The following is a 25,168-nucleotide window of genomic DNA, read 5'->3' as shown; positions in this document are numbered from 1 at the left end:
CCGTGGCCACAAGGGCTAGCCCGCCACATAGTCCACTGTTCGGGAGGTTCTTATGAGCGCGCAGCACGCGCAGCGGCAGTACAACGTCCACGACGCCAAAACGAACTTCTCCCGGATACTGCAACTGGTGGAGACGGGCGAAGAGATCATCATCAGCCGGGCGGGCGAGCCGGTGGCCAAGGTGGTGCCGTTCCGGCCCACGGTCAACCGGACCGACTACGGCACCCTCCGGGGCCAGGTCCACATCCCGGAGGACTTCGACGAACTGCCCGACGACATCGCGGACACGTTCGGAATGCGGTGACCACTGGATGAAATATCTACTCGACACCCATGCCGTTCTCTGGTGGATGGACGCGTCACCGGAGTTGTCGGACGAGCTCAGGGAACTGCTTCGCACGGAGCCCGAGGTGTACGTCAGCGCGGTGACCCCGTGGGAGATCGCTCTCAAACAGTCACTGGGCAAGCTGCCTGGCCCTCCTGATCTGGCCGAGCGCGCCCGCGGCCTGCAGTTCAAGAGCCTCCCGATCACCGCTGACCACGGTGTCCGCACCGGCCGGCTGCCGTGGCACCACCGCGACCCGTTCGACCGCGCCCTCATCGCCCAGGCCCAGCTCGAAGACCTCACCCTCATCACCCGCGACACCTGGATCCCCAAGTACGACGTCCCCGTCCTGCCCGCATGACAACAGCCCGGCGCCGAGAAGTCCCCCGTGACTTCTCGGCGCCGGGCCTCCCCGTGACCCCCGTCCGGATGGCTAGTCGGTCGCGATCGCGTTCAGTACGTTCATCCGCCCCGCCCGGAACGCCGGCACCAGCGCCGCGAACAGTCCCACGAAGGCCGAGCCGATGAAGACGGAGACGATGGTCGGCCAGGGGATGTCCAGGACCTTCAGGCCCTCCAGGGCGAGCAGCTTCTGGGCGGTGGCACCCCAGCCCATGCCGAGGCCCAGGCCCAGCAGGGCGCCGAAGAGGGCGATGACCACCGACTCCAGACGGATCATGCGGCGAAGCTGGCGGCGGGAGAGGCCGATGGCACGCATCAGGCCGATCTCCCGGGTGCGCTCCACCACGGACAGGGCCAGGGTGTTCACCACGCCCAGCACCGCCACGATGATCGCCAGCGCCAGCAGGCCGTAGATCATGTTCAGCAGCTGGCCGATCTGGTCCTTCAGGTTCTTCTTGTAGTCGGTCTGGTCGCGGACCTTGTACTGCGGGTAGCCGTGCAGCGAGGACTTCAGCGCCTTGTACGCGGCGGCCTGCTGCCCGTCCTTGGCGGTGGCGAAGACCAGCTGGTCGAGCGGCATCTTGTCGGCCGGCACGTACTTGGCGAGCGTGGCGATGGAGGTGTACTTGGCGCCCTGGTCGATCATCTCGTCGCTGCTGGTGATCGCGCGGACCGTCAGGTGGGCGGTGGAGCCGCCCTTGAAGGCTACGTCGATCTTCGAGCCCAGGTGGATGTCGTGGGCCTTGGCGAACTTCTCGTGGACGGACATCGAGTCGGGCAGGTAGGCGTCCTTGAGGTCGCCCGCGACTGTCTTCTTGCGCAGGTCGCTCGCGTAGGACGGGTCGGCCGCCGTGATGTCGGTGTCCTTGAGCGTCTTGCCGTCGGGGGTGGTGTAGTCGGCGACGGCCGTCCGGTACTCGGTGACCCGGGCCAGGCCCGGCGTCGACTTCACGGCCTTCACCGCCTGCGGGGTGATGCGCACCTGCTCCTTGTTGCTCTGGATGATGAAGTCCGTACCGACGGTCTTGTCGAGCTGGTCGGTGGCGGAGGCCACCATGGAGGAGCCGACCACCGACAGGCAGGCGACCAGCGCCAGGCCGATCATCAGGGCCGCGCCGGTGGCGCCGGTGCGGCGCGGGTTGCGCAGGGCGTTGCGCTCGGCCATCCGCCCCACCGGGCCGAAGACCCGCAGCAGCACGGCGCTGAGCACCCGTACCAGGCCGCCGGCGAGCAGCGGGCCGATGACGACGAAGCCGATCAGGGTCAGCACGATGCCCAGGCCGAGGTACGGGGTGCCGTCCTTGGCCTTGTCGACCGAGGCGGCCGCGTACAGGCTCAGGCCGCCGGCGCCGGTGAGGACGGTGCCGATCAGGGCGCGTATCCAGCCGGCCCTGGCGTCGGCCGGGGTGCCCGCGTCGCGCAGCGCGGCCATCGGGGAGACCTTGCCGGCCCGCCGGGCGGGCAGGTAGGCGGCCAGGACGGTGACCACGACACCAAGGACCAGACCGACCACCGGGGTCGTCCAGGCGACCGTCAGATCGTCCGTGGACAGGTGCATGCCCATCAGCCCCATGAGCTTCATCAGGCCGACCGCGATGCCGACGCCCGCGCCGACACCGAGCACGGACCCGACCACGCCCAGCAGCAGGGCCTCGGCCAGCACCGAACGGTTGACCTGCTTGCGGGAGGAGCCGATGGCCCGCATCAGGCCGATCTCCCGGGTGCGCTGGGCGACCAGCATCGAGAAGGTGTTGACGATCAGGAAGATGCCGACGAGGAAGGCGATCCCGGCGAAGCCGAGCATCGCGTACCTCATGACGTTCAGGAGGCTCTCGACGCCCTTCTTGTTGGCGTCGGCGACCTCCTTGGCCGTCTGCACCTTGTAGCCGCCGCCGAGTTCGGCCGTCACGTTCTTCTTCAGCTGGGCGTCGGTCACGCCCTTCGCCGCCGTGACGTTGACGTTCGTGTAGACGCCGGTCTCGCCGACGAGCGTCCGCTGGGCGGTGCGGGTGTCGTAGTAGAAGATCGCCGCGCCGGGGTTGGTGACCTGGAAGGTGGCGATGCCGGAGATGCGGGCGGTGTGCGTGCCGACCGTGGTGATCACACCGATCTCGTCGCCGAGCTTCAGGTGGTGCTTGTCGGCGGTGTCGGCGTCGACCATGATCTGGCCGGAGCCCTTGGGCGCCGTACCGGAGGTGATCTTCATGGTGCGGGCGTCGTTGCCGTTCCAGCTGCCGACGATGGTCGGCGCGCCGCTGCTGGGCGAGAGGTCGTCCTTGTCGGCGTCGACGACGGTGGCATTCGTGGAGAACACCGTCCCCTCGGCCGCCTTGACGCCCTGGGCCTTGCGGACCTTGCCGAGCACCGAGGCGGGCATCACCGGCGGCTTGCCGTTGTCGGAGGTCGTCTCACCCGTGTCGGAGGCGTCCTTGGCGCTGACCTGCACATTGGAGGAGGTGGCCTGGAACAGCTTGTCGAAGGTGGTGTTCATGGTGTCCGTGAAGACAAGAGTCCCGCTCACGAACCCCACCGACAGCAGCACCGCTATCGCCGACAGCGCCATGCGGCCCTTGTGCGCGAAGAAGTTGCGCATCGAGGTCTTCAGGACGGTCATGACGTACGCCCCCGGGCGTCGAAGTCCTTCATGCGGTCCAGGACCTGATCGGCCATCGGCTGGTACATCTCGTCGACGATCCGGCCGTCGGCGAGGTACAGCACCCGGTCCGCGTACGACGCCGCCACCGGGTCGTGGGTGACCATCACGATGGTCTGGCCCAGCTCGTCCACGGACGTGCGCAGGAAGCCGAGGACTTCGGCGCCGGCGCGCGAGTCGAGGTTGCCGGTCGGCTCGTCCCCGAAGATGATCTCGGGGCGGGCGGCCAGGGCGCGGGCCACGGCGACGCGCTGCTGCTGGCCGCCGGAGAGCTGGGTGGGCCGGTGCCTCAGCCGCCCGGCGAGGCCGACGGTCTCCACCACGCGGTCCAGCCACCCCTGGTCGGGCTTGCGTCCCGCGATGTCCATGGGCAGCGTGATGTTCTCGAGCGCGTTCAGCGTCGGCAGCAGGTTGAACGCCTGGAAGATGAACCCGATCCGGTCCCGGCGCAGCTGGGTGAGCTTCTTGTCCTTCAGGCCGGTGATCTCGGTCTCGTCCAGGTAGATCTGGCCGCTCGTCACCGTGTCGAGCCCGGCCAGGCAGTGCATCAGCGTGGACTTGCCGGAGCCCGAGGGGCCCATGATCGCGGTGAACTGGCCGCGGGCGATGTCCACGTCGACGTGGTCCAGGGCGACGACGCGGGTCTCCCCCGACCCGTACGCCTTCACGACCTGCCGCGCCCGCGCGGCAACGGCCGTACGCCCTCCAGTGCCCCCGTGCCTGGGAATGGTCACAGCCGATGTCACGGTAAGTCTCCTATATCGGTCGGCAGGTGTGCGGATGCGCCCCGGTGAGCCGGTGCGTCGTCCTGGATGCGTCGTTTGGAACGTCGTTCTGGGTACGTCGATGAGTCTCGCGTCCGGCGGGGCCGCGGCGCGCTGGTGCGAAGCCCCGTCTTCCAGGGGGGTTAACCCCACCCCCGCCGGTTCGGTCAGCCGCCCCCCGACGGCGTAAAGCCAGGTTAAGGAGGCAACGGGTGCCGTCTCGTCCTCCGGCGGTACGAACCCTCCCCTGGCCGTTGTACGGAGGAACCCCTAGGGGCGTTCCACCCGCGGGTGGAGCCGGTCTCGGGGTCCACTCCACCCGGCGGCCCGTTCAGGCTGCATCCTCCGGTGCTCACGAGTGCGCTCGGCCGGTCAGGGCAGCCGGACGGACACCTCGGGGTTCCGCGGTGCCGGCCCGTCGAGCAGCGGCTGCGGGATGCAATCTGCTCATGCCCCCAGACGCTAGGCGGCGGTCCGCGGACCGGCATCGCCTCAGGGAGGTAGGCGCCCCTGGTCCCGCAGGGGCACAGGAGCCCCTGCGGGCGGACATCCGGGGCCGGGCGTCCGACTCCGGTCGCACGTCCGCGAGTTAACGCCGGTAACACCCGAGGTCAGACACGTTTTCGCATAGTAAGCGCATACCGACCGTCCAGTTTGGTGAAAACCCCACGCGCCCCGGAAGCCTGCGAGTAGCGTGCGCAATCGCTCCCCCCACCTCCCTGCGGTCCGCCGCCACGGACCCGAGCCACGCAAGGAGCACGGGATGTCCTACGACCCGTCGCCGCGCCACCCCACGCACCACCCCGCACACCACGCCACGCACCTCACCTACCCCTGGCAGCCGCCACCCCCCGAACCCCAACGCCCCCGCAGCGCACCTCAGCGCGAACCACTCGGCCACCACAGCGATCTGCGGATCCTGCGCAGCGCCTACCGCTGGCAGCGCCGCACCGCCACCCTCACCGCACTCGGCTACTTCACCCTGTTCCTGCTGCTGTCGGCGTTCGCACCGGACCTGATGACGGCCCCCGCCACCGACGGCATCCCCACCGGCCTGCTCCTCGCCCTGGCCCAACTGCCCGTCACCTGGCTGGCCATCGCCCTCTACGAGCACACCGCACGCCGCCGCGTCGACCCCCTCGCCGACCGCATCCGCAAGCACGCCGAACTCGACGCCAAGCGGGGGGCCGCACGATGACCGGCTTCAGCGACTCGGCGCAGGCGTGGTCGCTGGTCGCCTTCTGCACCGTCGCCACCATCACCCTGCTGCTGTGCGTGATGACCGGCCCGGACCGGGACGACCTCGACGAGTTCTACACCGGCTACGGCTCACTCTCCCCGCTGCGCAACGGCCTCGCCATCGCCGGCGACTACATCTCGGCGGCGACCGTGCTCGGCACCGGCGGCGTGATCGCCCTGTGCGGCTACGACGGGATCGTGCTGGCCCTGAGCACGGCCCTGTCGCTGATGCTGCTGATGTTCCTGCTGGCCGAACCCCTGCGCAACACCGGCCGCTTCACCATGGGCGACGCGCTCGCCCGCCGCACGCCCGGACGCGGCGCACGGATCGCGGCCTGCGCGGTCACCATCGCCGCGCTGCTGCCGCTGATGCTGGTGCAACTGGCGGGCGCGGGGCAGCTGATGGCGTTCCTGCTCGGCTTCTCCAACGAGTCGGTGAAGACCGGCTGCGTGGTCGGCATCGGTGCCCTGATGATCAGCTACGCGGCGATCGGCGGGATGAAGGGCACCGCCCTCATCCAGATCCTGAAGATCGTGATGCTGCTCGGCTCCGGCGCCGTCATCGCCGTCCTCGTGCTGCACCGCTTCGACTGGGACCCCGGCGCGCTGTTCCACCAGGCCGCGCGGCAGAGCGGCGCGGGACCGGCCTTCCTCCACTCCGGTCTGCAGTTCGCGGGCGGTGCCGCGCCCCGCCTGGACATGATCACGTCCGAGCTGACGATCGTGCTCGGCGGTGCCTGCCTGCCGCACATCACCATGCGGATGTACACCGCGTCCAGCGCCCGTCAGGTGCGCCGCTCGATGTCCTGGGCGGTGTCCTGCGTGGCCCTGTTCGTGCTGGTCATCACGGTCGTGGGGGTCGGCGCGACGGCGCTCGTCGGCAGCAGGGCCATCGCGGGGGCCGACCCGCAGGGCAACACCGCCTACCTGCTGGGCGCGCGGGCCGCGTTCGGCTCCGACATCTCGACCGCGGAGACGCTGCTGTTCACCACGGTCACGTCCGCGATCTTCCTGACCCTGCTGGCGTCCGTCGCCGGGATGATCCTCGCCTGCGCCAACTCCCTGGCCCACGACGTCTTCGCCGCCCGCGTGCAGGAGATGCCCGCTCCCCGCGAGATGGCCCTGGCCCGGCTCTCGGCCCTCGCCATCGGCATCCCCGCGGTCCTTCTGGCCACCCTGGTCCAGCACCACAGCCTGCAGCCCCTGGTGACCCTCTCCTTCTGCCTGGGCGCCTCCGCCATCGCCCCCGCCCTGGTGTACAGCCTCTTCTGGCGCCGCTACACCCGAACGGGCCTGCTGTGCACCCTGATCGGCGGCTCCCTCACCGTCCTGCTGCTCATGCCGGGCACCAACCTGGTCTCCGGCTCCCCCGTCGCCGCCTTCCCCGACGCCGACTTCAACTGGTTCCCGTTCACCACCACCGGCCTGGTCTCCATCCCGGCCGGCTTCGCCTTCGGCTGGCTGGGCACGATGGCCTGCGGCCGGCACAAGGCCGAGGAGCAGCGACGGCAGTACGAGGCGGTGGAGGGCTGGATTCTGGCGGGGGTGGTACGACGGTAAAGGCGGCGCCGGAGGAAGGACAGCGGGCGTGACCGGGGCGGAACGCACGCGGCGCGACGCCGACGAAGCCAGGCCGCACGGCCCGCACCAGCCGGGCAAGCCACGCGGCCGAGCACCAGCCCGGACAAGGCGCACCCCCCACCACCACCCAGGGCCGGCCGGGGCGAGGCCCGTCGGCCCGGTAGCCGCGCGGGGACGTGCGTCTCCTCCGGCTACTCGGCCGCTCGGCCCTTCCATGTCGTGAGGCTGCTGCGTACGTAGTCCATCTGTGCCTGCATGGCGTCCCACGTCTCCCCGTGCTCGCGCAGCACCCGCTCGGTCTCCCGGGCGATGAGGTCCTCGCGTACCCGGGCCTCGGCGAGGATCTCGGCGGCACGCGCGCGTGCCTCCTCCTGCCCGGGCGCGTCCCACTCCTTCGCCGCCACGAGTTCCCGCTCGGCGTCCGTCACCGCGGCCTCCGCCCGGGCCACCTGCTCGGCGTGCAGGGCATCGAGCGCGGCCGACCGCTCAACCTCCTCCCGTTCCAGCGCCGCCCATCGCTCGGCGTGCTCCTGGGCCTGCTCGGTCAGCATGCCCGAGGTCCGCTGCCGTACCTCCCGCAGGGCCGCGAGCGCCTCGCTGCGGCCCTCCTTCACCGCCCGCCGCGTACCGACCCGGAGCGCGTCGGCCTCGGCCTGCGCCGCGAGGAGCCGCTGGCGGGCCCATTCCTCGGCATCCCCGACGAGCGCGTCCGCGTACTCCTCGGCCGCCCGGCCCACGCTCTCGGCGTACGCCCGCGCCTCCGTGAGCTCGGCCCGCGCGGCGTCCCGCGCGGACTCCCGTACGGCGTGCGCCTCTTCCACCCCGAGCTGGAAGAGACGCCGCGCGCTCTCGCCGAGCGACTCGTACGTCGGCGGTGCGAGCTGCGCGATCGTCTCGCGCAGCCGGGCCACCTCCGCCGCCATGTCCTTGGCGAGCACGGTGAGCCGGGCGGCCCGCTCCCAGGCGGCGTCCCGGTCCCGAGAGAGCGCCTCCGTGAACGCGTCGGCCCGGTCGGGCCGGTAGCCGCGCCCCCGGACGGAGACGAAGCCGTGCGGCGACACCGGTGCACTGCCCATCCTGTGAACCCCTCTCCGTCAGACACACACGAAATGATGATTTCGCGCATATCTTGATGTATCGGACGCAAGTGTTCATAACGCGACACTCCGCAGACACAACACGGCAAGGTTCTGGCAGCACGCGGAGGGGCCGGCCCCGGTCACCCGGGGCCGGCCCCTCCGACTGCAAAACAATCGCTACGACAACCGAGCTACAGCAGCCCGTCCCACATCTGCTCCAGCAGCACCGACCACCAGTTCTCCGGCGACCCCAGCGCCGCCGGGTCCAGCGAGGCCAACTGCGCCTGGAAATCGACCGTCCAGCGACCCGCCTGCTCCGGATTCAGACCGAACCGCAGCCGCCACATCCGGCCCAGCAGCGCCAGACAACGCGCGAACTCCGGCAGCCCCGAGTTCACGAACTGCGGCGGTACGGGCCCACCGCCCGGCCCCGCCTCCACCGGCACGGCGACGATGTTCGCCGTCCCGTACTGCACGCAGATCGCCTTGCCGAAGTCCGTACCCATGACCAGGTACGACCCCGCGTCCGGCGCCGGCTGCACCCCGCGCTCCGCCGCCAGCTCCGCCAGCGTCGGCACCGGACGCCCCGGCTGCGCCTGCGCCCAGAAGAACGGACCCAGGTCCAGCGGCAGCCCGGCCACCACCAGCGTGTGCGCCACGATCGGCGGCACACCCTGCCGCGACACCGCCCCCTGGTCGAACCGGAACACCCCCGGCCCGAACGCCGCCGCCAGCTCCTGCGCGATCGCCTCCGGCGGAATCGGCGGCGCCGACTGCACCGGCGGCAGCGGCGCCCGCACCGGCGCCGGCCGCGCGGGACCGTCCGCCACCTGGTGCAACTCGCCCTGGTGCGCAAGCAACTGCTGCATGCCCTGCTGCCGGCTCGCGTGGTCCGTCCCGTACGGCGCGATGCTCGCGATCCGTGCCTGCGGCCACTGCTCCCGGATCATCCGCGCACAGTACGCACCCGGCAGCTCGCACGACTCCAGCTCCGTGTGCAGCTCCAGCACCTGGTTCGGCGGCACGTTCATCGCACGCAGCTCATGGAAGATCTGCCACTCCGGATGCGGCGTACCCGGCGCCGAACGCCGGATCAGCTGCTGCTCGGAACCGTCCTGCGCGCGATAGCGCAGCACGGCCTGATACCCCGGGCCGACCATCGGCTGTCCCTGCTGCTGCGGGTAGCCGTACGCCGGAGGCTGCCCGGGCGGCGGCATGGCACCGGGGGGCGGCATGGCACCAGGCGGGGGCATGGCACCAGGCGGCGGCATCGAACCGGGAGGCGGCATGGCGCCCGGCGGCATCGGCTGCGGGGCAGCCGGTACACCGGGGGCAGGCGGCGGAGGCGCACCGGGCCCGGACACCGGGGGTGCGGCCAGCACGGTCTCCGCGTGATGCACCCCGCCAGGCCCACCACCCGTCGAAGGCCCTTGCGGAGCAGGCGGCTTGGGCACACCCGGGCCGGCCGGAGCACCCGGCGGCTGCGGACCCGCGGGCCCCTGAGGACCGAGCGCCGACACCATCTGCGTCGGCACATACCCGCCCGCCGACGCACCCGGCGCACCCGGCGCTCCAGGCGCACCCGGCGGAGGCGGCGGCGCGGCACCCGGCATCCCCGGAGCACCCGGCGGAGGCGGCGGCGCACCCGCCCCGCCGCGCGCCCGGCGCGGCGGCGGCGCGGCCTTGCTCGTCGCGGCGTCCGCGATGTCCCCGGCGTTCGGCGCCAACGGCCGCCCCGGACCAGCCGGACCAGCCGGACCACCCGGCCGCCCCGGACCGACCGGAGGCTGAGGCGCGCCCGGAGCACCCACCGGCGCACCCGGGCCCTGCGGATAACCGTATCCAGGAGCACCCTGCGGGCCACCAGACGGCGGCGGAGGCGGCGGAGGAGCGCTGCCCTGCGGCACGCCCACGTTCGGCGGCGGAGGCGGCGTACTCCCCTGCGGCACACCCGGCGCCTGCGGGTAACCGTACGACGCCGCACCCGGCGGCGGAGGCGGTGGCGTGTTCCCCTGCGCAGGCCCCGGAACCGGCGCGGCAGGCGGAGCCCCCGGACCGTCCACCGCCGGCTCGACAGCCGTAGGCGGCAGCTGACTGCCCCCCGACAACAGCGCCGTCTTGGCATCCGGCGGAGTCGGCGGAGTCGGCGAACCGTTGCCGGACTCGCTCAACGGCGGCGAGAACACCGTCGCGGGCAACGGCACGGACCGGTCCTCACCCGCGTCCCCGTTGGTGTCCGTACCCGCCCAAGGCGTCGCCCCCGCGGGCACCGGCCCAGCGGAGCCACCCCGCTCACCGGCCCCGGCGGCCGGCCACGGCGCACCGCTAGCCGGCGCGCCGTCCGACGGCGCACCATGCGCCGGCACGGCATCCGAAGGCACCGCGTCCGAAGGCTCGGCCCCCGAAACACCAGCAGGCCCCGAGACCGGCACCCCCGCCTGCGTCCGGGGCAACTCGCCGCCCTGCGACCGCCGATCCGGAATCCCCAGCTTGTCCGCCGCCTCCTGCAACCACTCCGGCGGACTCAACAAGAACGACGTCTGATTCAGATCCACCCGCGCCGCGGGCGCCGGCACCGCATCCGCCGGCTCGGCCTCACGGCCGTACTCCTCCTCGTACCGGCGGATCACCTCACCCACCGGCAACGCCGGCCACAGCGTCGCCTCACCACTGTCCCGGGCGATGACCAGCCGCTGCCCGCCCGCGTCCGAACGCGGGCCCTCCGCTCGGTCCTCACCCCACACCACGAAGCCGAGGTCGAACTCCCGCACCCGCACCTCACGGTGCTGGTACACCGGCACGTCCCCGTTGATCCACTCTTCCGCGCGCTCCTGCGCCTTCGCGAACGTCACCATCGCCGAAGCTCACTCCCCCACGGAAGAAACGGAAGACACCGCAACGGCACGCGCGAAACCGCCGTCCACCATCAGGTTCGCCACCGTCTCCAACTCCGGCGGACTGCCCGCCAGCCGCGACAGAAAGGCGTCGAAGTCGTCACCGCACGGCAGCAGCAACCGCTCCACCCGCTCCGCCGGGGGCCACGCCGGATCCACGTCCCGCGCGTCGTCATACGCGCAGAACCACACCGAACCGGCCCGCTCCCCGCGCACCTTCACCGCCAGCAGACCACCCTGCACGAAGGCCACCCCCAGGTAGTCCTTCGTCAGATGGTCACGCAAGCACTTGTTCACATACACCAGGTCATTGACCGCCGCCTCATCACGCACCGTGAAGAACGGCTGATCCACCAACAACCCCAACTCGGCGACCAACGCCGTCCCCACCGGCGCACACCCACCCGCCGCCTTCAGGAACGACCGGTAAGCACCCGGCAACCGGTACCCCAGGTCCTCCTCGACCCCCTGCACCTGCTGCTCCGTCACCGCCACACCCGACTTCGGCAGACCGAAATGCGCCGGACGCGTCTCCTGCAACGGCCGCGTCCCCCGCTTCCCGTGGTCCACACCGGCCGTGGCCACCCCACCGTGATGCCGCAGCAACGCCTTCACCTCGACCGGAACCAGCTCCAGCCGCCGCGAACCCACCACGTGATGCCACGTCCAGCCATGCGGCGTCGCCACATCGGGCACCGTGTCCCACAACTCGTGCCCCGACGCCGCCAACGCCGCGTTCGCCGACACATAGTCCGTCAGCCGCAACTCATCGACACCGAAACCCTCAGGCGGCTCGGCGACCTCCGCCGCCGCACGCGCATACGGCGAGAAATCGGGGTACCCGCGCTCATCGACACGTACCCCCCTCGGGTGACGTGCCGCCCGGACCGGATCCGGGAAATGCACGACCTGCCCGGCATAGGCCGCGTTCGGCGGCGCGGCTTGCTGCCCGAGCCGACCTGTCGTCATGGCGGTAGCCCCCTGCGGCGTTCTCTCAGGCCTGTACGGCGGATTCGATCGCGGATGCCGACAGCCTATGCGGTACGCAGACCCCGGTCACCGGCCCTCCACTTCCGTGACCAGCCGTCACCCCGCCGTGACAGCCCGACCCGAACAGGGCGTGTCGCACCGCCCCAGCTTCCGCACCCGCCACGCGATTTGGCAATCTGTGTCCCTCGGGGGACGCCCGGGAGGGAAGAGGACCATGAACACCATGCGGGCCGGAGGCGGTGGAGAAGTACACGCGGGCGACCCCCGCATCGGCTGGAGCAGCGCCGAAACACCCCTGACCCCCACCCTCGCGCACCGCCGCGACGGCATCCTGCCCACCGTCGCCGCCGCCCTCTCCGTCCGCGGCACCACCCTCACCGGCACCGCCGCCCGCAGCGACCACACCCCGGCCCTGCACCCCCTCGTCCAGGACTTCCTCGACACCCTCGGCAGCGCCCAGCGCGACCGCTTCACCGGCCGCTGCGCCGAAACCATCCTCATCTCACGCCACATCACCGCCGCCGACGCCGAACGCAGCAGGCGTGCCGCCCGCAAACCCATGACCAACGGCGAAGCGCGCAAAGCCCTGAAACAAGCCAAACTCACCGCCCGCCGCATACGCGAGGACGGCGACCCCCTCCACGGCAGCTTCGCCACCCCCTGCCGCGCCTGCACCGCCCTCAGCGCCCACTTCGGCGTCCGCATCGTCGACCCCACCACCGACGACTGAACCCACCACCCGCACCAACCAGTACAAGCACGACGAACGAAGGGCAGATGCACGCCGACCGCACCGCCACCACACGCTTCCCCGTCCCCGTCGACGCCGCCCTGCGCACCGCCGGCTGGCAACCCGGACGCTGGGACATAAAGCAGGCGGAATACTGGGCCGACACCCTCCGCGACCACACCTCACCCGCCGGCCACCGCCACACCGTCTTCCCCGCGGCCGTCGAAGCCTGGGCCGAATTCGGCGGCCTCCGCATCACCCCCACCGGCCCCGGCCGCCAGATCGCCCCCGCGACCCTCCACCTCGACCCGCTGCACGGCGTCCACCACGCCCGCAGCCTCGGCGACCTCGGCCGCGCCCTCGGCACCGACGTCTGCCCCCTCGGCGAGGAGACCGACACCCACTCCCTCCTCGCCATCGACGCCGCGGGCCGCGCCTACGCCCTCGACCACACCGGCGACTGGTACCTCGGCCCCGACATCGACCACGCCCTCACCGCACTGATCTCCGGCATAGAACCGGTACGCCTCACCGCCGGCTGACCCCACCGGCCCCGCGACTCACTCAGTCGGCTCACGCCGCCGGAATCACCGCCGACACCCGGAAACCCCCCGCATCCGTCGGCCCCGACACGAACACCCCGCCCAGCGCCGAGACCCGCTCCCGCATCCCCACCAGGCCGTTACCACCCGACGGCAACCCCACCGCCGACGCCGACCCCACCTCCGGCGGCGGCTCGTTCTCCACCTGCATCGCGATCTCCGACACCCGATGCGCGAGCCGGACATACGTCTTCGCACCCGCCGCGTGCTTGTGGACGTTCGTCAACGCCTCCTGCACCACGCGGTACGCCGTCTGCTCGATCTCCCGCGCATACGACCGCGCGTCCCCCTCCACCGACAGATCCACCACCATCCCCGCGGCGGCCGACTGCCCCACCAGCTCGTCCAGCTCCGACAGACAGGGCCCGTCCTCGTCCACGGCCCGGGAAGCCGCCTTCGCGGCAGCCACGTCCACAGCCGCCAACTGCGCCTGCGCGGCCCGCCGCTCCACCCCGTCCCCCGACCGCAGCACCCCCAGCATCTCCCGCAGCTCGGTCAGCGCCTGCCGCCCCATGTCCCCCACCAGCGCCGCGTTCCGCACCGCCTTCTCGGGATCCTTGCGCGCCACCGCCTGCAACGCGGCCGCGTGCACCACCATCAGGCTCACCCGATGCGCGACCACGTCGTGCATCTCCCGCGCGATCCGCGTCCGCTCCTCACCACGCGCCCACTCGGCCCGCTCCTCCGCCCGCTCGGCCAGCAACTGAAGCTCCCGCTCCAGACTGTCCGCCCGCTCCCGCAGACTCTCCATGAGCCGTCGCCGGGCCCCCACGTACAGGCCGAGGAGCAGCGGGGGCGCGGTCAGCCCGAGGGACGTCGTGATGGAGGCGAAGGGAACGAACCAGTCCCCCAGCGTCAGATCCCCCCGCGCCATGTCCTGCCGCACCCGCACGAACGTCACGATCATCGTCCCCACCAGGGACATCCCCGCCAGCGCCACGATGATCCGACGCGGCAGCTCACACGCGGCCAGCGTGTACAGGCCCACGATCCCCATCAGGAAACCCATCTGGGCCGGCGTGATCGCGATCGCCACCAGCACGACGGCGATCGGCCACCGGCGGCGAATCAGCAGCACCGACCCCGCGAGCAACCCGAACACCATGCCGACGGCCACCGGAATTCCGGCATCACGCGCGAACGGGATCCCCTCCGCGCCACACTCCAGAGCCGACACCAGCGCGAGACTCCCGTCGAGCACCGCACTGCGCCGCCTCCCCCACCACCATGGGCCGGTCGGGCCCGTGGCGTGCTCTTCCCCCGTCGTGGTCATGCGTCCAGCCTACGGTCGGCAGGTGCCGCTTTTCCGGTGAGTTTCGCGGACTGGCCTACACCACACTCGGTAATCGAATCACTGCGAAACCGGCCGGTATCCCTCGAACTGCTGAACCACGCCCGTTCGAGGCCGGAACCGGGCATTCCGCCTGGATGGTATGCCTATGGCACATTCATTAGGCAAGTACGTGGACTTCGAGGCACTGCGGGAGCGGGCGGTCGCCTTGCGGCGGGCGGGGCTCAGCCGACGGCAGATCCGCGATCGGCTCCACGTGGACAACAACGACATCCTCAACCGGCTACTGGAGGGCGAGCCGCCCCCGGAATGGACCAAGCGGCCGAACGCGAAGGACGACCTGAGGGACAGGGCGAGGGAGCTGAGACTCCAGGGGTGGACCTACGACCAGATCCAGGTGGAGCTGGGGTGCTCGAAGAGTTCGATCTCGCTTTGGGTACGGGAGCTTCCGAAGCCGGAGCGCAAGCGCAGCCCCGAGGAAGCGGCAGCCATCGCGAGAAAGGGATGGGAGGAGAAGCTGCGCCTCCGCGACGAGGCGCGTCGACAAACAAAAGAGGAGGCCATGCAATCGATCGGCGGACTGTCGGCCCGCGAACTGCTCCTGGTCGGCGTCGGCCTCTACTGGGCCGAGGGCAGCAAGGACAAACTCTACGACCGCCGCGAAAATGTCACGTTCGTCAACAGCGACCCGGGGATGATCAAGCTTTATCTCGCCTGGCTCGACCTGCTCCAAGTCGAGCGTGAGCGCCTGCGCTTCAACGTCATGATCCACGAGAACGCGGACGTACAGGGCGCCGAACAGTACTGGGCCGACCTCGTCGGCGCCGACGTCTCCTCGTTCAACAAGACAACACTCAAGAAGCACAACCCGAAGACGGTCCGCAAGAACGTCGGCGACTCCTACCGAGGCTGCTTGGTCATCAAAGTCCTGAAGGGTGCCGAGTTGTACCGTCGCATCGAGGGCTGGTGGTACGGCATAGTAGATGCCGCGGCTTCAACGGACTGACCGAATGTCCGTTTCGGCACTATAAGCACTCCCCTGTGGTGTAATCGGCAACACGGGTCACTTTGGATGATTTGTTCCAGGTTCGAGTCCTGGCAGGGGAGCCAAACGTAATCCGGGCCCTGACACCTCTGTCAGGGCCCGCTCCCATGTCCCCCAAGAAACGCCCCGGTATCCTGCGGATGTCCCCACCCGTCCAAAGCCGAAGGGCAACCCCGTGAGCGTCATTCGCCCGGCAGCCGTCGTCGTTCTCGCAGCGGGTGAGGGCACCCGTATGAAGTCGGCCACACCGAAGGTCCTGCACGAGATCTGCGGCCGTCCCCTGGTGGGCCATGTACTGGCCGCCGCCCGTGAGTTGAACCCCGAGAACCTGGTCGTCGTGGTCGGCCACGCCCGCGAGCAGGTCACCGCCCACCTGGGCGAGGCCGACCCGAGCGTGCGCACGGCGGTGCAGGAGCAGCAGAAGGGGACCGGCCACGCCGTGCGGATGGGCCTGGAGGAGCTGGGCAGCGGTGTGGACGGGACGGTGGTCGTCGTCTGCGGCGACACGCCCCTGCTCACCGGGGCGACGCTCCAGCGGCTCGCCGAGACGCACCACGCGGACGGCAACGCCGTGACCGTGCTGACGGCGGAGGTCCCGGACGCGACCGGGTACGGGCGGATCGTCCGTGACGATGCCACCGGTGCGGTCACCGCGATCGTCGAGCACAAGGACGCCACCGCCGCCCAGCGGGAGATCCGGGAGATCAACTCCGGGGTGTTCGCCTTCGACGGGCAGCTGCTCGCCGACGCGCTGAAGAAGGTGCGGACGGACAACAGTCAGGGCGAGGAGTACCTAACCGATGTGCTCGGGATCCTGCGTGAGGCGGGTCACCGGGTCGGGGCTTCCGTCGCGGGTGATCACCGTGAGATCGCCGGGATCAACAACCGTGTGCAGCTCTCCGAGGCGCGCCGGATCCTCAACGACCGGCTGCTGGAGCGGGCGATGCTCGCCGGCGTGACGGTGGTCGACCCGGCGACGACGTGGGTCGACGTCACCGTCACCTTCGAGCAGGACGCCGTCGTGTACCCGGGCACGCAGTTGCACGGTTCCACCCACCTCGCCGAGGGTGCGGAGGTCGGCCCCAACAGCCGGCTGAGGGACACGCACGTGGGTGCGGGGGCCCGGGTGGACAACACGGTGTCCGACGGGGCGCGTATCGGAGCGCGGGCGAGTGTGGGGCCGTACGCCTATCTGCGTCCGGGGACCCGGCTGGGTGTGAAGGGCAAGATCGGGACGTACGTGGAGACGAAGAACTCCTCCATCGGTGAGGGGACGAAGATCCCGCATCTGTCGTACGTGGGTGACGCGACGATCGGTGACTTCACCAACATCGGTGCCGCGAGCGTCTTCGTGAACTATGACGGGGAGAGCAAGCACCACACCACCGTCGGGTCGCATTGCAAGACGGGTTCGGACAACATGTTTGTGGCGCCTGTCACGGTCGGGGACGGTGCTTACACCGCCGCGGGGTCCGTGATCACGAAGGATGTGCCGCCCGGTTCGCTGGCCGTGGCCCGTGGTCAGCAGCGGAATATCGAGGGCTGGGTGGCTCGTAAGCGTCCGGGCAGTGCGGCCGCGAAGGCGGCCGAGGCGGCTTCCGGGCAGGGGTCGCGCGAGGACTGACCGGAAACGGCCGCGTCGGACACGGCGTACCGTGATAAATGCAGATCCTGCACCCCACCTGCTGAGAGACCTCTGAGGAGACAGTGCTGTGACCGGGATCAAGACGACCGGCGAGAAGAAGTTGATGTTCTTCTCCGGCCGCGCCCACCCCGAGCTTGCCGAGGAGGTCGCCCTCCAGCTGGGTGTCGGGGTCGTCCCGACGAAGGCCTTCGACTTCGCGAACGGCGAGATCTATGTGCGGTATCAGGAGTCGGCGCGCGGTGCGGACTGCTTCCTGATCCAGAGCCACACGGCTCCGATCAACAAGTGGATCATGGAGCAGTTGATCATGATCGACGCGTTGAAGCGTGCGTCGGCCCGCTCCATCACCGTCATCGTGCCGTTCTACGGTTACGCGCGGCAGGACAAGAAGCACCGTGGCCGTGAACCGATCTCGGCGCGTCTGGTAGCGGACCTGATGAAGACGGCGGGTGCGGACCGGATCCTGACGGTGGATCTGCACACGGACCAGATCCAGGGCTTCTTCGACGGGCCCGTGGACCATCTGTTCGCGCTTCCGCTGCTGGCGGACTACGTGGGTGGGAAGGTCGACCGGGAGAAGCTGACCGTGGTGTCCCCGGACGCGGGTCGGGTGCGGGTGGCGGACCGTTGGTGCGACCGGCTCGGGGCGCCGCTGGCCATCGTGCACAAGCGGCGTGACAAGGACGTGGCGAACCAGGTGACCGTCCACGAGGTCGTGGGTGAGGTCAAGGGGCGTGTGTGTGTCCTCGTCGACGACATGATCGACACGGGTGGGACCATCTGTGCCGCCGCCGACGCGCTGTTCGCGCACGGTGCGGAGGACGTGATCGTGACGGCGACGCACGGTGTGCTGTCGGGGCCGGCGGCGGATCGGCTGAAGAACTCCCGGGTGAGTGAGTTCGTGTTCACGAACACGCTGCCGACGCCGGGTGAGCTGAACCGGGAGCTGGACAAGATCACGGTGCTGTCGATCGCTCCGACGATCGCGAGTGCGGTGCGTGAGGTGTTCGAGGACGGTTCGGTGACGAGTCTGTTCGACGAGCAGTGAGTTTGCAGTGAGGTTTCTGCACGGCCCGCGCGCGGGCTAGTTGAAGATCCTTTTGGTCCGGCCTCCCTTGCCGAGTAGACTGCTTCAGTTGCTCGGCGAGGGAGGCCGTACCCCGTTCTCGGGACCGTACGGCGATCCGTTATCGACGCGCTCTTCGTAGCAGGCCGTTCGTGGCCGGGTGACCACATTCGTTGCCTACGTTTCTACGAGGAGTGAACATGTCCGAGGTGAAGATCGCCGCCGAGACCCGTAGCGAGTTCGGCAAGGGTGCCGCCCGTCGTATCCGCCGTGACAGCAAGGTTCCCGGTGTGCTGTACGGCCACGGTTCGGACCCGCTGCACCTGACCCTTCCGGGCCACGAGCTGCTGCTGGCGCTGCGTACGCCGAACGTCCTGATCTCCCTGGACATCGACGGCAAGACCAACGAGCTGGCGATCCCGAAGTCCGTGCAGCGCGACCCGATCAAGGGCTTCCTGGAGCACGTGGACCTGCTGCTGGTCAAGCGTGGCGAGAAGGTCACGGTCGAGATCCCGGTGCACACCGAGGGCGAGCTGGCCCCGGGTGGCAACCTGCTCGAGCACGTCCTGAACGCGCTGCCGGTCGAGGCCGAGGCCACGCACATCCCCGAGTCGGTCACGGTGTCCGTGGAGGGTCTGGAGGCCGGTGCCTCGATCCACGCCAAGGACATCAAGCTGCCGAACGGCGTGACCCTGGCCGTCGACGAGGACGCCGTCGTTCTCCAGGTCCTGGCCGCCCAGGTCGAGGAGGCCCCGGAGGGCGAGGAGACCGCGGGCGAAGAGGTCGCCGAGGCCTGATCCCCGCCTCTCATCACCGTTCGCCGGCCGCTGTTCCCGTACGGGGACAGCGGCCGGCGCGTATCAAGGAGACACGGACGTGAGCACTCCCGCCAATGCCCCCTGGCTCGTCGTCGGGCTCGGCAATCCCGGGCCCGAGTACGCGATGAACCGGCACAACGTGGGTTTCATGGTGGCCGATCTGCTGGCCGAGCGGATCGGGGGGAGGTTCAAGCGTGCGGGCAAGGCGCAGGCGCAGGTGCTGGAGGGGCGGATCGGTCCTCCGGGGCCGGCGAACCGCCGGGTGATCCTGGCGAAGCCGATGTCGTACATGAATCTGTCGGGTGGTCCGGTGAACGCGTTGCGGGACTTCTACAAGGTGCCGGTGGCGAACATCGTGGCCGTCCATGACGAGCTGGACATCGATTACGGCGTGCTGCGGCTGAAACTGGGTGGCGGGGACAACGGGCACAACGGGCTGAAGTCGATGACGAAGGCGATGGGGTCGGACTATCACCGGGTGCGGTTCGGGATCGGGCGGCCGCCGGGGCGGATGCAGGTGGCCGATTTCGTGCTGAAGGACTTCTCCTCCGCCGAGCGGAAGGAGCTGGACTACTTCGTGGACCGGGCGGCGGACGCGGTGGAGGCCCTGGTGATCGAGGGGCTGGAGCGGGCGCAGAGTACGTACAACTCCTGACTTGTCGCCCGGCGAGGTTGACCGGTCGTAGGGGGATGGCCAATGATCCCGGCCATGCCAGCCACCGCCACCGCCGCCACTCGTTCTCGCCAGGCCTCGAATGCCGCGCTCCGTTTCGGTCGGGTCGCCGCGATGGGGACGGTCACGGCGCTGATCCTGATCGCGGGGGTGTGGGCGTCGTGGGGTACGGCGCAGCACGTGATGCTGACGAAGGGGCGGGAGCACGGCACGATCACGGTGGCGTCGTGCGGTGACAACACCTGTACGGGGTCGTATCGGCCGGTGTCCTCGGGGTCGCGGGCGCGGGGCCGTGTGGTGATCCCTCAGACGGTGGCGGTGCACCGGGGCGGTGTGTACAGCGTGGTGGTGAAGCCCGGGACGGACGAGGTGGTGCGTTCGGGTCCGGCCGGGATTGTCTATGCGTGGGTGCCGTTGGGCGGTGCGTTGTTGCTGGCGTCGGTGGTGGTGGCGGGTGGTCTGCGGCGGACGCGGGCGGCCTGGGTGCTGGCGGGGTCGGGGGTCGCGCTGCTGACGGCGGCTTTCGTGATGGTGTGACCGTATGACATGAGGGTGCCCCGGGTTCGTGTGAACCCGGGGCACCCTCATGTCGTGTCCGGGTGGGTCAGCCGGTGTTGCGCAGGCCCGCCGCCACGCCGTTGACGGTGAGCAGCAGGGCGCGGGAGAGCAGCGGGTCGGGCTGTTCACCGGCGGTCGCGGCGTCGCGCTGGCGCTTGAGGAGGGTGACCTGGAGGTAGGAGATGGGGTCCAGGTAGGCGTCGCGGATGGCGAAGGTCTGCTTGAGGACGGGGGTGGCGTCGAGCAGTTCCTTCTCGCCGGTGACCTTGAGGATCTCGGTGACGGTGAGCTCGTGTTCGGCCTTGATGGTGTCGAAGACGTGCTTGAGTTCGTCGGGGACGAGGGTGTCGACGTAGTGCTGGGAGATGCGCAGGTCGGTCTTGGCGAGGGTCATCTCGACGTTGGAGATGAAGTTGCGGAAGAAGTGCCACTGCTCGTGCATCTCGTCGAGGACGGTGTCGAGACCGGCCTCGCGCAGGGCCTTCAGGCCGGAGCCGACGCCGAACCAGCCGGGGACGATCTGGCGGGACTGGGTCCAGCCGAAGACCCACGGGATGGCGCGCAGTCCGTCGAGCGAGACGCCCGAGCCGGGGCGGCGGGAGGGCCGCGAACCCAGGTGCAGGTCGGCGAGCTGGTCGACCGGCGTGGAGGCGAGGAAGTACGTCGGCAGGTCGGGGTCCTCGACGAGCCTGCGGTAGGCGGCGTGGGCCGCGTCGGAGACGACGTCCATGGCGGCGTCCCAGCGGGCGAGGGCCTCGTCGGACTGGCGGGGTGCGGTGTGCAGGGCGGAGGCCTGGAGGGTGGCGGCGACCGTCAGTTCCAGGTTCTCCCGGGCGAGGGACGGGATGAGGTACTTGTCGGAGATGACCTCGCCCTGTTCGGTGACCTTGATCTCGCCTTCGAGGGTGCCCCAGGGCTGGGCGAGGATGGCGTCGTGGCTGGGGCCGCCGCCGCGGCCGACGGTGCCGCCGCGGCCGTGGAAGAGGCGCAGGCGTACGCCGTAGCGGTGGGCGACGTCGCGGAGGCGGCGCTGGGCGCGGTGGATCTCCCACTGGCTGGTGGTGATGCCGCCGAACTTGGAGGAGTCGCTGTAGCCGAGCATGACCTCCTGGACGTCGCCGCGCAGCGCCACGAGGCGGCGGTACGACGGGTCGGAGAGCATGTCCTCCAGGATCGTGTCGGCGGCCTTGAGTTCGTCGGTGGTCTCCAGGAGGGGGACGATGCCGATCTTGGCCCAGCCGGCGTGGAGGTCGAGGAGGCCGGCCTCGCGGGCGAGGACGGAGGCGGCGAAGACGTCGTCGGCGCCCTGGCACATGGAGATGATGTAGGACTCGATGACTTCGGGGCCGAAGACCTCGAGGGCCTTCTTGATGGTCTGGAAGACGCCGAGGGTCTTCTGGCCGGCCGCGTCGACGGGGGCCGGGGTGGGTGCCAGCGGCCTTCTGGAGCGGAGTTCCTTGGCGAGGAGCTTGGCCCGGTAGTCGCGGGGCATGTCGGCGTAGCGCCAGGATTCCTCGCCGAGGCGGTCGAAGAGCTGGCCGAGGGCGTGGTGGTGGGCGTCGGCGTGTTCGCGGACGTCCATGGTGGCGAGCTGGAGGCCGAAGGCGGCGAGGGTGCGGATGGTGCGGGCGAGGCGGCCGTCGGCGAAGAGGCCGCCGCGGTGTGCGCGCAGTGAGGTCTGGATGGTCCGCAGGTCCGTCAGGAGCTCGGTGGTGCCGAGGTAGTCGCGGCCGTCTTCGTGGGGGGTGCCCTTGGCGAGGCGCTGCTTGGTGTTGGCGAGCTTCTGCCGGATGCAGGTGGCCTTGAGGCGGTAGGGCTCTTCGGCGTTGAGGCGCTTGTAGCGGGGGCTGATCTCGGGCAGGCGTTCGAGGTCGGCGCGGAGGGATTCGAGGAGTTCCTCGGTGGCGCCGGTGTAGCGGATGGAGTTGGAGAGCAGGCCGCGGAGTTCGTCGATGGTGTCGAGGGCGTCGTTGATGCCGTGCTCGTGCTGGAGGATGAGGACGTCCCAGGTCACCTGGGGGGTGACGTTGGGGTTGCCGTCGCGGTCGCCGCCGATCCAGGTGCCGAAGGTGAGGGGGCGGGTGTCGTCGGGGAGCTTGACTCCGACGCGTTCGAGTTCGGCGGTGAGGTCCTCGAGGACGTCGCCGACGGCGCCGGCGTGGAGTTCGTCGAGGTAGTAGATGGCGTTGCGGGCCTCGTCGGCGGGTTCGGGGCGGACGACGCGGAGTTCGTCGGTCTGCCAGACGAGGTCGATGTTCTCGGCCAGCCGGGTGTCGTGGCGGCGGCGGTCGGAGTCGATGACGGGGGTGTCCAGGAGCGCGGCGATGCGCCGGAGCTTGTTGAGGACCGACCGGCGTGCGGCTTCGGTGGGGTGTGCGGTGAACACCGGTCGGACGTTGAGGTTGCTGACCGATTCGCGGACGTGCTCGGCGTCGGCGTCCTTGAGGCGGTCGGCGGTGCGGGCTAGGAGGCCGCCTTCGGCGGCGCGCCTGGCGCGCAGTTCGCGGCCGCGGTGGACCTGCTCGGTGACGTTGGCGAGGTGGAAGTAGGTGGAGAAGGCGCGGACCAGCTTGGCCGCGGTCTGAAGTTCGGTGCCGCGCAGCAGCTCGGCGGCGGCCTCGCCGTCCTCGCGGGTGAGGCGGCGGACCCTCTCGACGAGCTCGAGCAGCTCGGGGCCTTCCTGGCGGACGAGGGTCTCGCCGAGTAGGTCACCCAGTCGCCGGATGTCGGCGCGCAGCTCGGTGCTGGTCGTGGTGGTCTGGTCGTCGGCACTGCTCACAGGTGCGGCTCCTTGCAGTGTTGAAGCTCGTCTGGGAGGGGACCCGTGTGTCTGGGCCGTCTGCCGCGCGGCGGGCGCCGCATACGGGCCGGGCATCCGGGAAGAAAACAGAGCGGACCGCGCTGTCCGACCGACTCCAAGGATAGGTGTCCGCTCGGACGCGCAGGCTCTTGGGCTCTTGCCGCCGGTCGGCACGCTGCCATACTTACGACGCCGTAGGTTACGGAACCGTAGGGAACTGCCGCTCGAGTCCCGCTGGTTCCTTCCGGCCGCGGCACCTGTCTCGACCCTCGACCCCACAGGGGACGCGCATGACCTCAAGCTCCGATGTGATGGAAGACGCCCCGCAGTCGGCCGACACCCCGATCCGCTCCGCCACGCTGGGCGGCGAGCAGAAGCGCTCGATCGAGCAGATCACGCTGCTCCTCTTCATCACCGTCCCGTTCGTGGCGCTGCTGGCGGCGGTGCCGCTGGCGTGGGGGTGGGGGGTGAGCTGGCTGGACCTCGGTCTGCTGGTGTTCTTCTACTTCCTGGGCTGCCACGGCATCACGATCGGTTTCCACCGGTACTTCACGCATGGTTCGTTCAAGGCCAGGCGGCCCTTGAGGATCGCTTTGGCGATCATGGGTTCGCTGGCGGTCGAGGGCCCCCTGGTGCGCTGGGTGGCCGATCACCGCAAGCACCACAAGTTCTCCGACGCGGAGGGTGACCCGCATTCGCCGTGGCGGTTCGGGGAGACGGTTCCGGCGCTGGTCAAGGGCCTGTGGTGGGCGCACATCGCTTGGATGTTCGACGAGGAGCAGACCCCGCAGGACAAGTACGCGCCGGATCTGATCAAGGACCCGGCGATCCGGGCGATCTCGCGCCAGTTCGTGCTGTGGACGGTGGTGTCGCTGGCGCTGCCGCCGCTGATCGGCGGTCTGGCCACCATGTCGTGGTGGGGCGCGTTCACCGGGTTCTTCTGGGGGTCGCTCGTCCGGGTGGCGCTGCTGCACCATGTGACGTGGTCGATCAACTCGATCTGTCACGCGGTCGGCAAGCGCCCCTTCAAGTCCCGGGACCGTTCGGGGAACGTGTGGTGGCTGGCGGTCCTGTCCTGCGGCGAGTCCTGGCACAACCTGCACCACGCCGACCCGACGTCGGCGCGGCACGGTGTGGAGCGGGGGCAGCTGGACTCCTCCGCGCGGTTCATCCGCTGGTTCGAGAAGCTCGGTTGGGCGTACGACGTGCGCTGGCCGTCACGCTCCCGTATCGATTCGCGCCGTAACCCCCGGGAAGACGGCTCCCAGCACCGGAAGGGGACGGCCGAGGCGGCATGATTGACGCCGTGGCGACCGACTCCAGCAGCACCCCGAGCAATGAGAAGCCGCGGCGAGCGCGTCGCACCCGGATGACCGGTGCCGAGCGCCGCCAGCAGCTGCTGGAGATCGGTCGCACCCTCTTCGCGGCGAAAGGTTTCGAGGGCACGTCGGTGGAGGAGATCGCGGCGAAGGCCGGGGTGTCCAAGCCGGTGGTGTACGAGCACTTCGGCGGCAAGGAGGGGCTGTACGCGGTGGTGGTGGACCGCGAGATGCGGCGGCTGCTGGACATGGTGACCAGCTCCCTCACCGCCGGTCACCCCCGTGAGCTGTGCGAGCAGGCCGCGTTCGCGTTGCTGGACTACATCGAGGAGTACACGGACGGTTTCCGGATCCTGGTCCGTGACTCCCCCATCCCGCAGTCCACGGGTTCGTTCGCCTCGCTGATCTCCGACATCGCCACCCAGGTGGAGGACATCCTGGGCCGCGAGTTCAAGTCCCGCGGCTTCGACCCGAAGCTGGCCCCGCTGTACGCGCAGGCCCTGGTCGGCATGGTCGCGCTGACCGGGCAGTGGTGGCTGGACGTCCGCCGCCCGAAGAAGGCCGAGGTGGCCGCGCATCTGGTGAACCTGGCGTGGCACGGGCTGGACGGGCTGGAGCCGAAGCCGCGGTTGATCGGGCATCGGAGGAGCTGAGTTCACTCGAAGAGGTGACATCAATAGACCGCAAGGTGCAT

21 protein-coding genes and 1 tRNA gene are annotated in these 25,168 nt (G+C 70.1%); 15 read left to right on the top strand and 7 right to left on the bottom strand.

Annotation, left to right across the window (positions count from 1 at the left end; all coding sequences use genetic code 11):
• Positions 1 to 52 precede the first annotated feature (52 nt).
• The gene (locus ACH45E_RS20510) at positions 53 to 304 is read left to right on the top strand and encodes a type II toxin-antitoxin system prevent-host-death family antitoxin (RefSeq protein ID WP_361443513.1); all 252 of its coding nucleotides are present in this window, start codon (positions 53 to 55) and stop codon (positions 302 to 304) included.
• Positions 305 to 311: 7 nt separating this feature from the next.
• A complete protein-coding gene (locus tag ACH45E_RS20505; protein ID WP_361443510.1) occupies positions 312 to 686 on the top strand; it encodes a type II toxin-antitoxin system VapC family toxin in 375 nt (124 codons plus the stop codon).
• A 72-nt stretch (positions 687 to 758) separates the two neighbouring features.
• Here ACH45E_RS20505 and ACH45E_RS20500 read toward each other — a convergent pair whose 3' ends face one another.
• On the bottom strand, positions 759 to 3,341 hold the full coding sequence (locus ACH45E_RS20500; protein ID WP_361443507.1) for an FtsX-like permease family protein: 2,583 nt from the start codon (positions 3,339 to 3,341) through the stop codon (positions 759 to 761).
• Entirely contained in the window at positions 3,338 to 4,126 is a 789-nt protein-coding gene (locus ACH45E_RS20495) for an ABC transporter ATP-binding protein (RefSeq protein ID WP_361443504.1), read from the bottom strand. Before ACH45E_RS20495 ends, ACH45E_RS20500 begins: the two co-directional genes overlap by 4 nt.
• A gap of 781 nt (positions 4,127 to 4,907) precedes the next feature.
• On the opposite strand from ACH45E_RS20495, the gene ACH45E_RS20490 reads away from it, so the two are divergent.
• Together ACH45E_RS20490 and ACH45E_RS20485 are read left to right on the top strand one after the other, a co-directional pair.
• Entirely contained in the window at positions 4,908 to 5,342 is a 435-nt protein-coding gene (locus tag ACH45E_RS20490; RefSeq protein ID WP_361443501.1) for a DUF485 domain-containing protein, read from the top strand.
• Positions 5,339 to 6,943, top strand: a complete 1,605-nt coding sequence (locus ACH45E_RS20485) for a cation acetate symporter (protein WP_361443498.1) — start codon at positions 5,339 to 5,341, stop codon at positions 6,941 to 6,943. The genes ACH45E_RS20490 and ACH45E_RS20485 overlap by 4 nt, the downstream gene beginning before the upstream one ends.
• Positions 6,944 to 7,155: 212 nt before the next feature.
• On the opposite strand, the gene ACH45E_RS20480 is transcribed toward ACH45E_RS20485, so the two are convergent.
• From ACH45E_RS20480 to ACH45E_RS20470, 3 genes are all read right to left on the bottom strand, one after another.
• On the bottom strand, positions 7,156 to 8,040 hold the full coding sequence (locus ACH45E_RS20480; protein WP_361443495.1) for a cellulose-binding protein: 885 nt from the start codon (positions 8,038 to 8,040) through the stop codon (positions 7,156 to 7,158).
• Positions 8,041 to 8,234: 194 nt separating this feature from the next.
• Positions 8,235 to 10,898 (bottom strand): SUKH-4 family immunity protein, encoded by a 2,664-nt coding sequence (locus tag ACH45E_RS20475; protein ID WP_361443492.1) that lies wholly within the window; start codon positions 10,896 to 10,898, stop codon positions 8,235 to 8,237.
• Positions 10,899 to 10,907: 9 nt separating this feature from the next.
• On the bottom strand, positions 10,908 to 11,906 hold the full coding sequence (locus ACH45E_RS20470) for an SMI1/KNR4 family protein (RefSeq protein WP_361443489.1): 999 nt from the start codon (positions 11,904 to 11,906) through the stop codon (positions 10,908 to 10,910).
• Between the two features lie 235 nt (positions 11,907 to 12,141).
• Here ACH45E_RS20470 and ACH45E_RS20465 point away from each other — a divergent pair, with 235 nt between their 5' ends.
• Together ACH45E_RS20465 and ACH45E_RS20460 are read left to right on the top strand one after the other, a co-directional pair.
• Positions 12,142 to 12,657: a YwqJ-related putative deaminase gene (locus ACH45E_RS20465; RefSeq protein WP_361443486.1), complete on the top strand. Its 516-nt coding sequence runs from the start codon at positions 12,142 to 12,144 to the stop codon at positions 12,655 to 12,657.
• 47 nt (positions 12,658 to 12,704) lie between these two features.
• Positions 12,705 to 13,199, top strand: a complete 495-nt coding sequence (locus ACH45E_RS20460) for an SUKH-3 domain-containing protein (protein ID WP_361443483.1) — start codon at positions 12,705 to 12,707, stop codon at positions 13,197 to 13,199.
• Positions 13,200 to 13,230: 31 nt separating this feature from the next.
• Here the strand turns inward: ACH45E_RS20460 and ACH45E_RS20455 are convergent, their stop codons facing one another.
• Positions 13,231 to 14,532 carry a histidine kinase gene (locus ACH45E_RS20455; protein ID WP_361443480.1) on the bottom strand — a complete coding sequence of 434 codons (1,302 nt, stop codon included), beginning with the start codon at positions 14,530 to 14,532 and terminating at the stop codon, positions 13,231 to 13,233.
• A 166-nt stretch (positions 14,533 to 14,698) separates the two neighbouring features.
• Here ACH45E_RS20455 and ACH45E_RS20450 point away from each other — a divergent pair, with 166 nt between their 5' ends.
• The 7 genes from ACH45E_RS20450 to ACH45E_RS20420 all read left to right on the top strand — a co-directional run bounded on the left by ACH45E_RS20450 (position 14,699) and on the right by ACH45E_RS20420 (position 20,334).
• The gene (locus ACH45E_RS20450; protein WP_361443477.1) at positions 14,699 to 15,556 is read left to right on the top strand and encodes a hypothetical protein; all 858 of its coding nucleotides are present in this window, start codon (positions 14,699 to 14,701) and stop codon (positions 15,554 to 15,556) included.
• Positions 15,557 to 15,585: 29 nt separating this feature from the next.
• Positions 15,586 to 15,660, top strand: a tRNA-Gln gene (locus ACH45E_RS20445).
• A 110-nt stretch (positions 15,661 to 15,770) separates the two neighbouring features.
• Complete coding sequence (gene glmU, locus ACH45E_RS20440) at positions 15,771 to 17,219, top strand: bifunctional UDP-N-acetylglucosamine diphosphorylase/glucosamine-1-phosphate N-acetyltransferase GlmU (protein WP_361443474.1); 1,449 nt, start codon at positions 15,771 to 15,773, stop codon at positions 17,217 to 17,219.
• 88 nt (positions 17,220 to 17,307) lie between these two features.
• On the top strand, positions 17,308 to 18,288 hold the full coding sequence (locus ACH45E_RS20435) for a ribose-phosphate diphosphokinase (protein ID WP_361443471.1): 981 nt from the start codon (positions 17,308 to 17,310) through the stop codon (positions 18,286 to 18,288).
• 218 nt (positions 18,289 to 18,506) lie between these two features.
• Positions 18,507 to 19,103 carry a 50S ribosomal protein L25/general stress protein Ctc gene (locus ACH45E_RS20430; protein WP_361443468.1) on the top strand — a complete coding sequence of 199 codons (597 nt, stop codon included), beginning with the start codon at positions 18,507 to 18,509 and terminating at the stop codon, positions 19,101 to 19,103.
• Between the two features lie 79 nt (positions 19,104 to 19,182).
• A complete protein-coding gene (gene pth, locus ACH45E_RS20425; RefSeq protein ID WP_361443465.1) occupies positions 19,183 to 19,779 on the top strand; it encodes an aminoacyl-tRNA hydrolase in 597 nt (198 codons plus the stop codon).
• 42 nt (positions 19,780 to 19,821) lie between these two features.
• Positions 19,822 to 20,334 carry a hypothetical protein gene (locus ACH45E_RS20420; protein ID WP_361443462.1) on the top strand — a complete coding sequence of 171 codons (513 nt, stop codon included), beginning with the start codon at positions 19,822 to 19,824 and terminating at the stop codon, positions 20,332 to 20,334.
• Positions 20,335 to 20,401: 67 nt separating this feature from the next.
• Here ACH45E_RS20420 and ppc read toward each other — a convergent pair whose 3' ends face one another.
• Positions 20,402 to 23,134, bottom strand: a complete 2,733-nt coding sequence (gene ppc / locus ACH45E_RS20415) for a phosphoenolpyruvate carboxylase (RefSeq protein ID WP_361443459.1) — start codon at positions 23,132 to 23,134, stop codon at positions 20,402 to 20,404.
• 311 nt (positions 23,135 to 23,445) lie between these two features.
• On the opposite strand from ppc, the gene ACH45E_RS20410 reads away from it, so the two are divergent.
• Both ACH45E_RS20410 and ACH45E_RS20405 read left to right on the top strand, forming a co-directional pair.
• Positions 23,446 to 24,453: a fatty acid desaturase gene (locus ACH45E_RS20410; RefSeq protein ID WP_361443456.1), complete on the top strand. Its 1,008-nt coding sequence runs from the start codon at positions 23,446 to 23,448 to the stop codon at positions 24,451 to 24,453.
• Positions 24,450 to 25,127 carry a TetR/AcrR family transcriptional regulator gene (locus ACH45E_RS20405; protein ID WP_361443453.1) on the top strand — a complete coding sequence of 226 codons (678 nt, stop codon included), beginning with the start codon at positions 24,450 to 24,452 and terminating at the stop codon, positions 25,125 to 25,127. Before ACH45E_RS20410 ends, ACH45E_RS20405 begins: the two co-directional genes overlap by 4 nt.
• Positions 25,128 to 25,168: the final 41 nt, after the last annotated feature.

The organism is Streptomyces sp. NPDC020299 (assembly GCF_044387825.1).
Taxonomy (GTDB): Bacteria; Actinomycetota; Actinomycetes; order Streptomycetales; family Streptomycetaceae; genus Streptomyces.
This window is presented reverse-complemented; position numbering and strand designations above follow the sequence as displayed.

Bases quoted from the DNA above. Each gene is read 5' to 3' on its own strand.
- ACH45E_RS20420 (WP_361443462.1), top strand. From the start codon at position 19,822: ATGATCCCGGCCATGCCAGCCACCGCCACCGCCGCCACTCGTTCTCGC.
- ACH45E_RS20460 (WP_361443483.1), top strand. From the start codon at position 12,705: ATGCACGCCGACCGCACCGCCACCACACGCTTCCCCGTCCCCGTCGAC.
- ACH45E_RS20470 (WP_361443489.1), bottom strand. From the start codon at position 11,906: ATGACGACAGGTCGGCTCGGGCAGCAAGCCGCGCCGCCGAACGCGGCC.
- ACH45E_RS20505 (WP_361443510.1), top strand. From the start codon at position 312: ATGAAATATCTACTCGACACCCATGCCGTTCTCTGGTGGATGGACGCG.
- ACH45E_RS20510 (WP_361443513.1), top strand. From the start codon at position 53: ATGAGCGCGCAGCACGCGCAGCGGCAGTACAACGTCCACGACGCCAAA.
- ACH45E_RS20485 (WP_361443498.1), top strand. From the start codon at position 5,339: ATGACCGGCTTCAGCGACTCGGCGCAGGCGTGGTCGCTGGTCGCCTTC.
- ACH45E_RS20465 (WP_361443486.1), top strand. From the start codon at position 12,142: ATGAACACCATGCGGGCCGGAGGCGGTGGAGAAGTACACGCGGGCGAC.
- ACH45E_RS20450 (WP_361443477.1), top strand. From the start codon at position 14,699: ATGGCACATTCATTAGGCAAGTACGTGGACTTCGAGGCACTGCGGGAG.
- ACH45E_RS20490 (WP_361443501.1), top strand. From the start codon at position 4,908: ATGTCCTACGACCCGTCGCCGCGCCACCCCACGCACCACCCCGCACAC.
- ACH45E_RS20405 (WP_361443453.1), top strand. From the start codon at position 24,450: ATGATTGACGCCGTGGCGACCGACTCCAGCAGCACCCCGAGCAATGAG.
- ACH45E_RS20410 (WP_361443456.1), top strand. From the start codon at position 23,446: ATGACCTCAAGCTCCGATGTGATGGAAGACGCCCCGCAGTCGGCCGAC.
- ACH45E_RS20480 (WP_361443495.1), bottom strand. From the start codon at position 8,040: ATGGGCAGTGCACCGGTGTCGCCGCACGGCTTCGTCTCCGTCCGGGGG.
- ACH45E_RS20475 (WP_361443492.1), bottom strand. From the start codon at position 10,898: ATGGTGACGTTCGCGAAGGCGCAGGAGCGCGCGGAAGAGTGGATCAAC.
- ACH45E_RS20455 (WP_361443480.1), bottom strand. From the start codon at position 14,532: ATGACCACGACGGGGGAAGAGCACGCCACGGGCCCGACCGGCCCATGG.
- ACH45E_RS20430 (WP_361443468.1), top strand. From the start codon at position 18,507: ATGTCCGAGGTGAAGATCGCCGCCGAGACCCGTAGCGAGTTCGGCAAG.
- ACH45E_RS20500 (WP_361443507.1), bottom strand. From the start codon at position 3,341: ATGACCGTCCTGAAGACCTCGATGCGCAACTTCTTCGCGCACAAGGGC.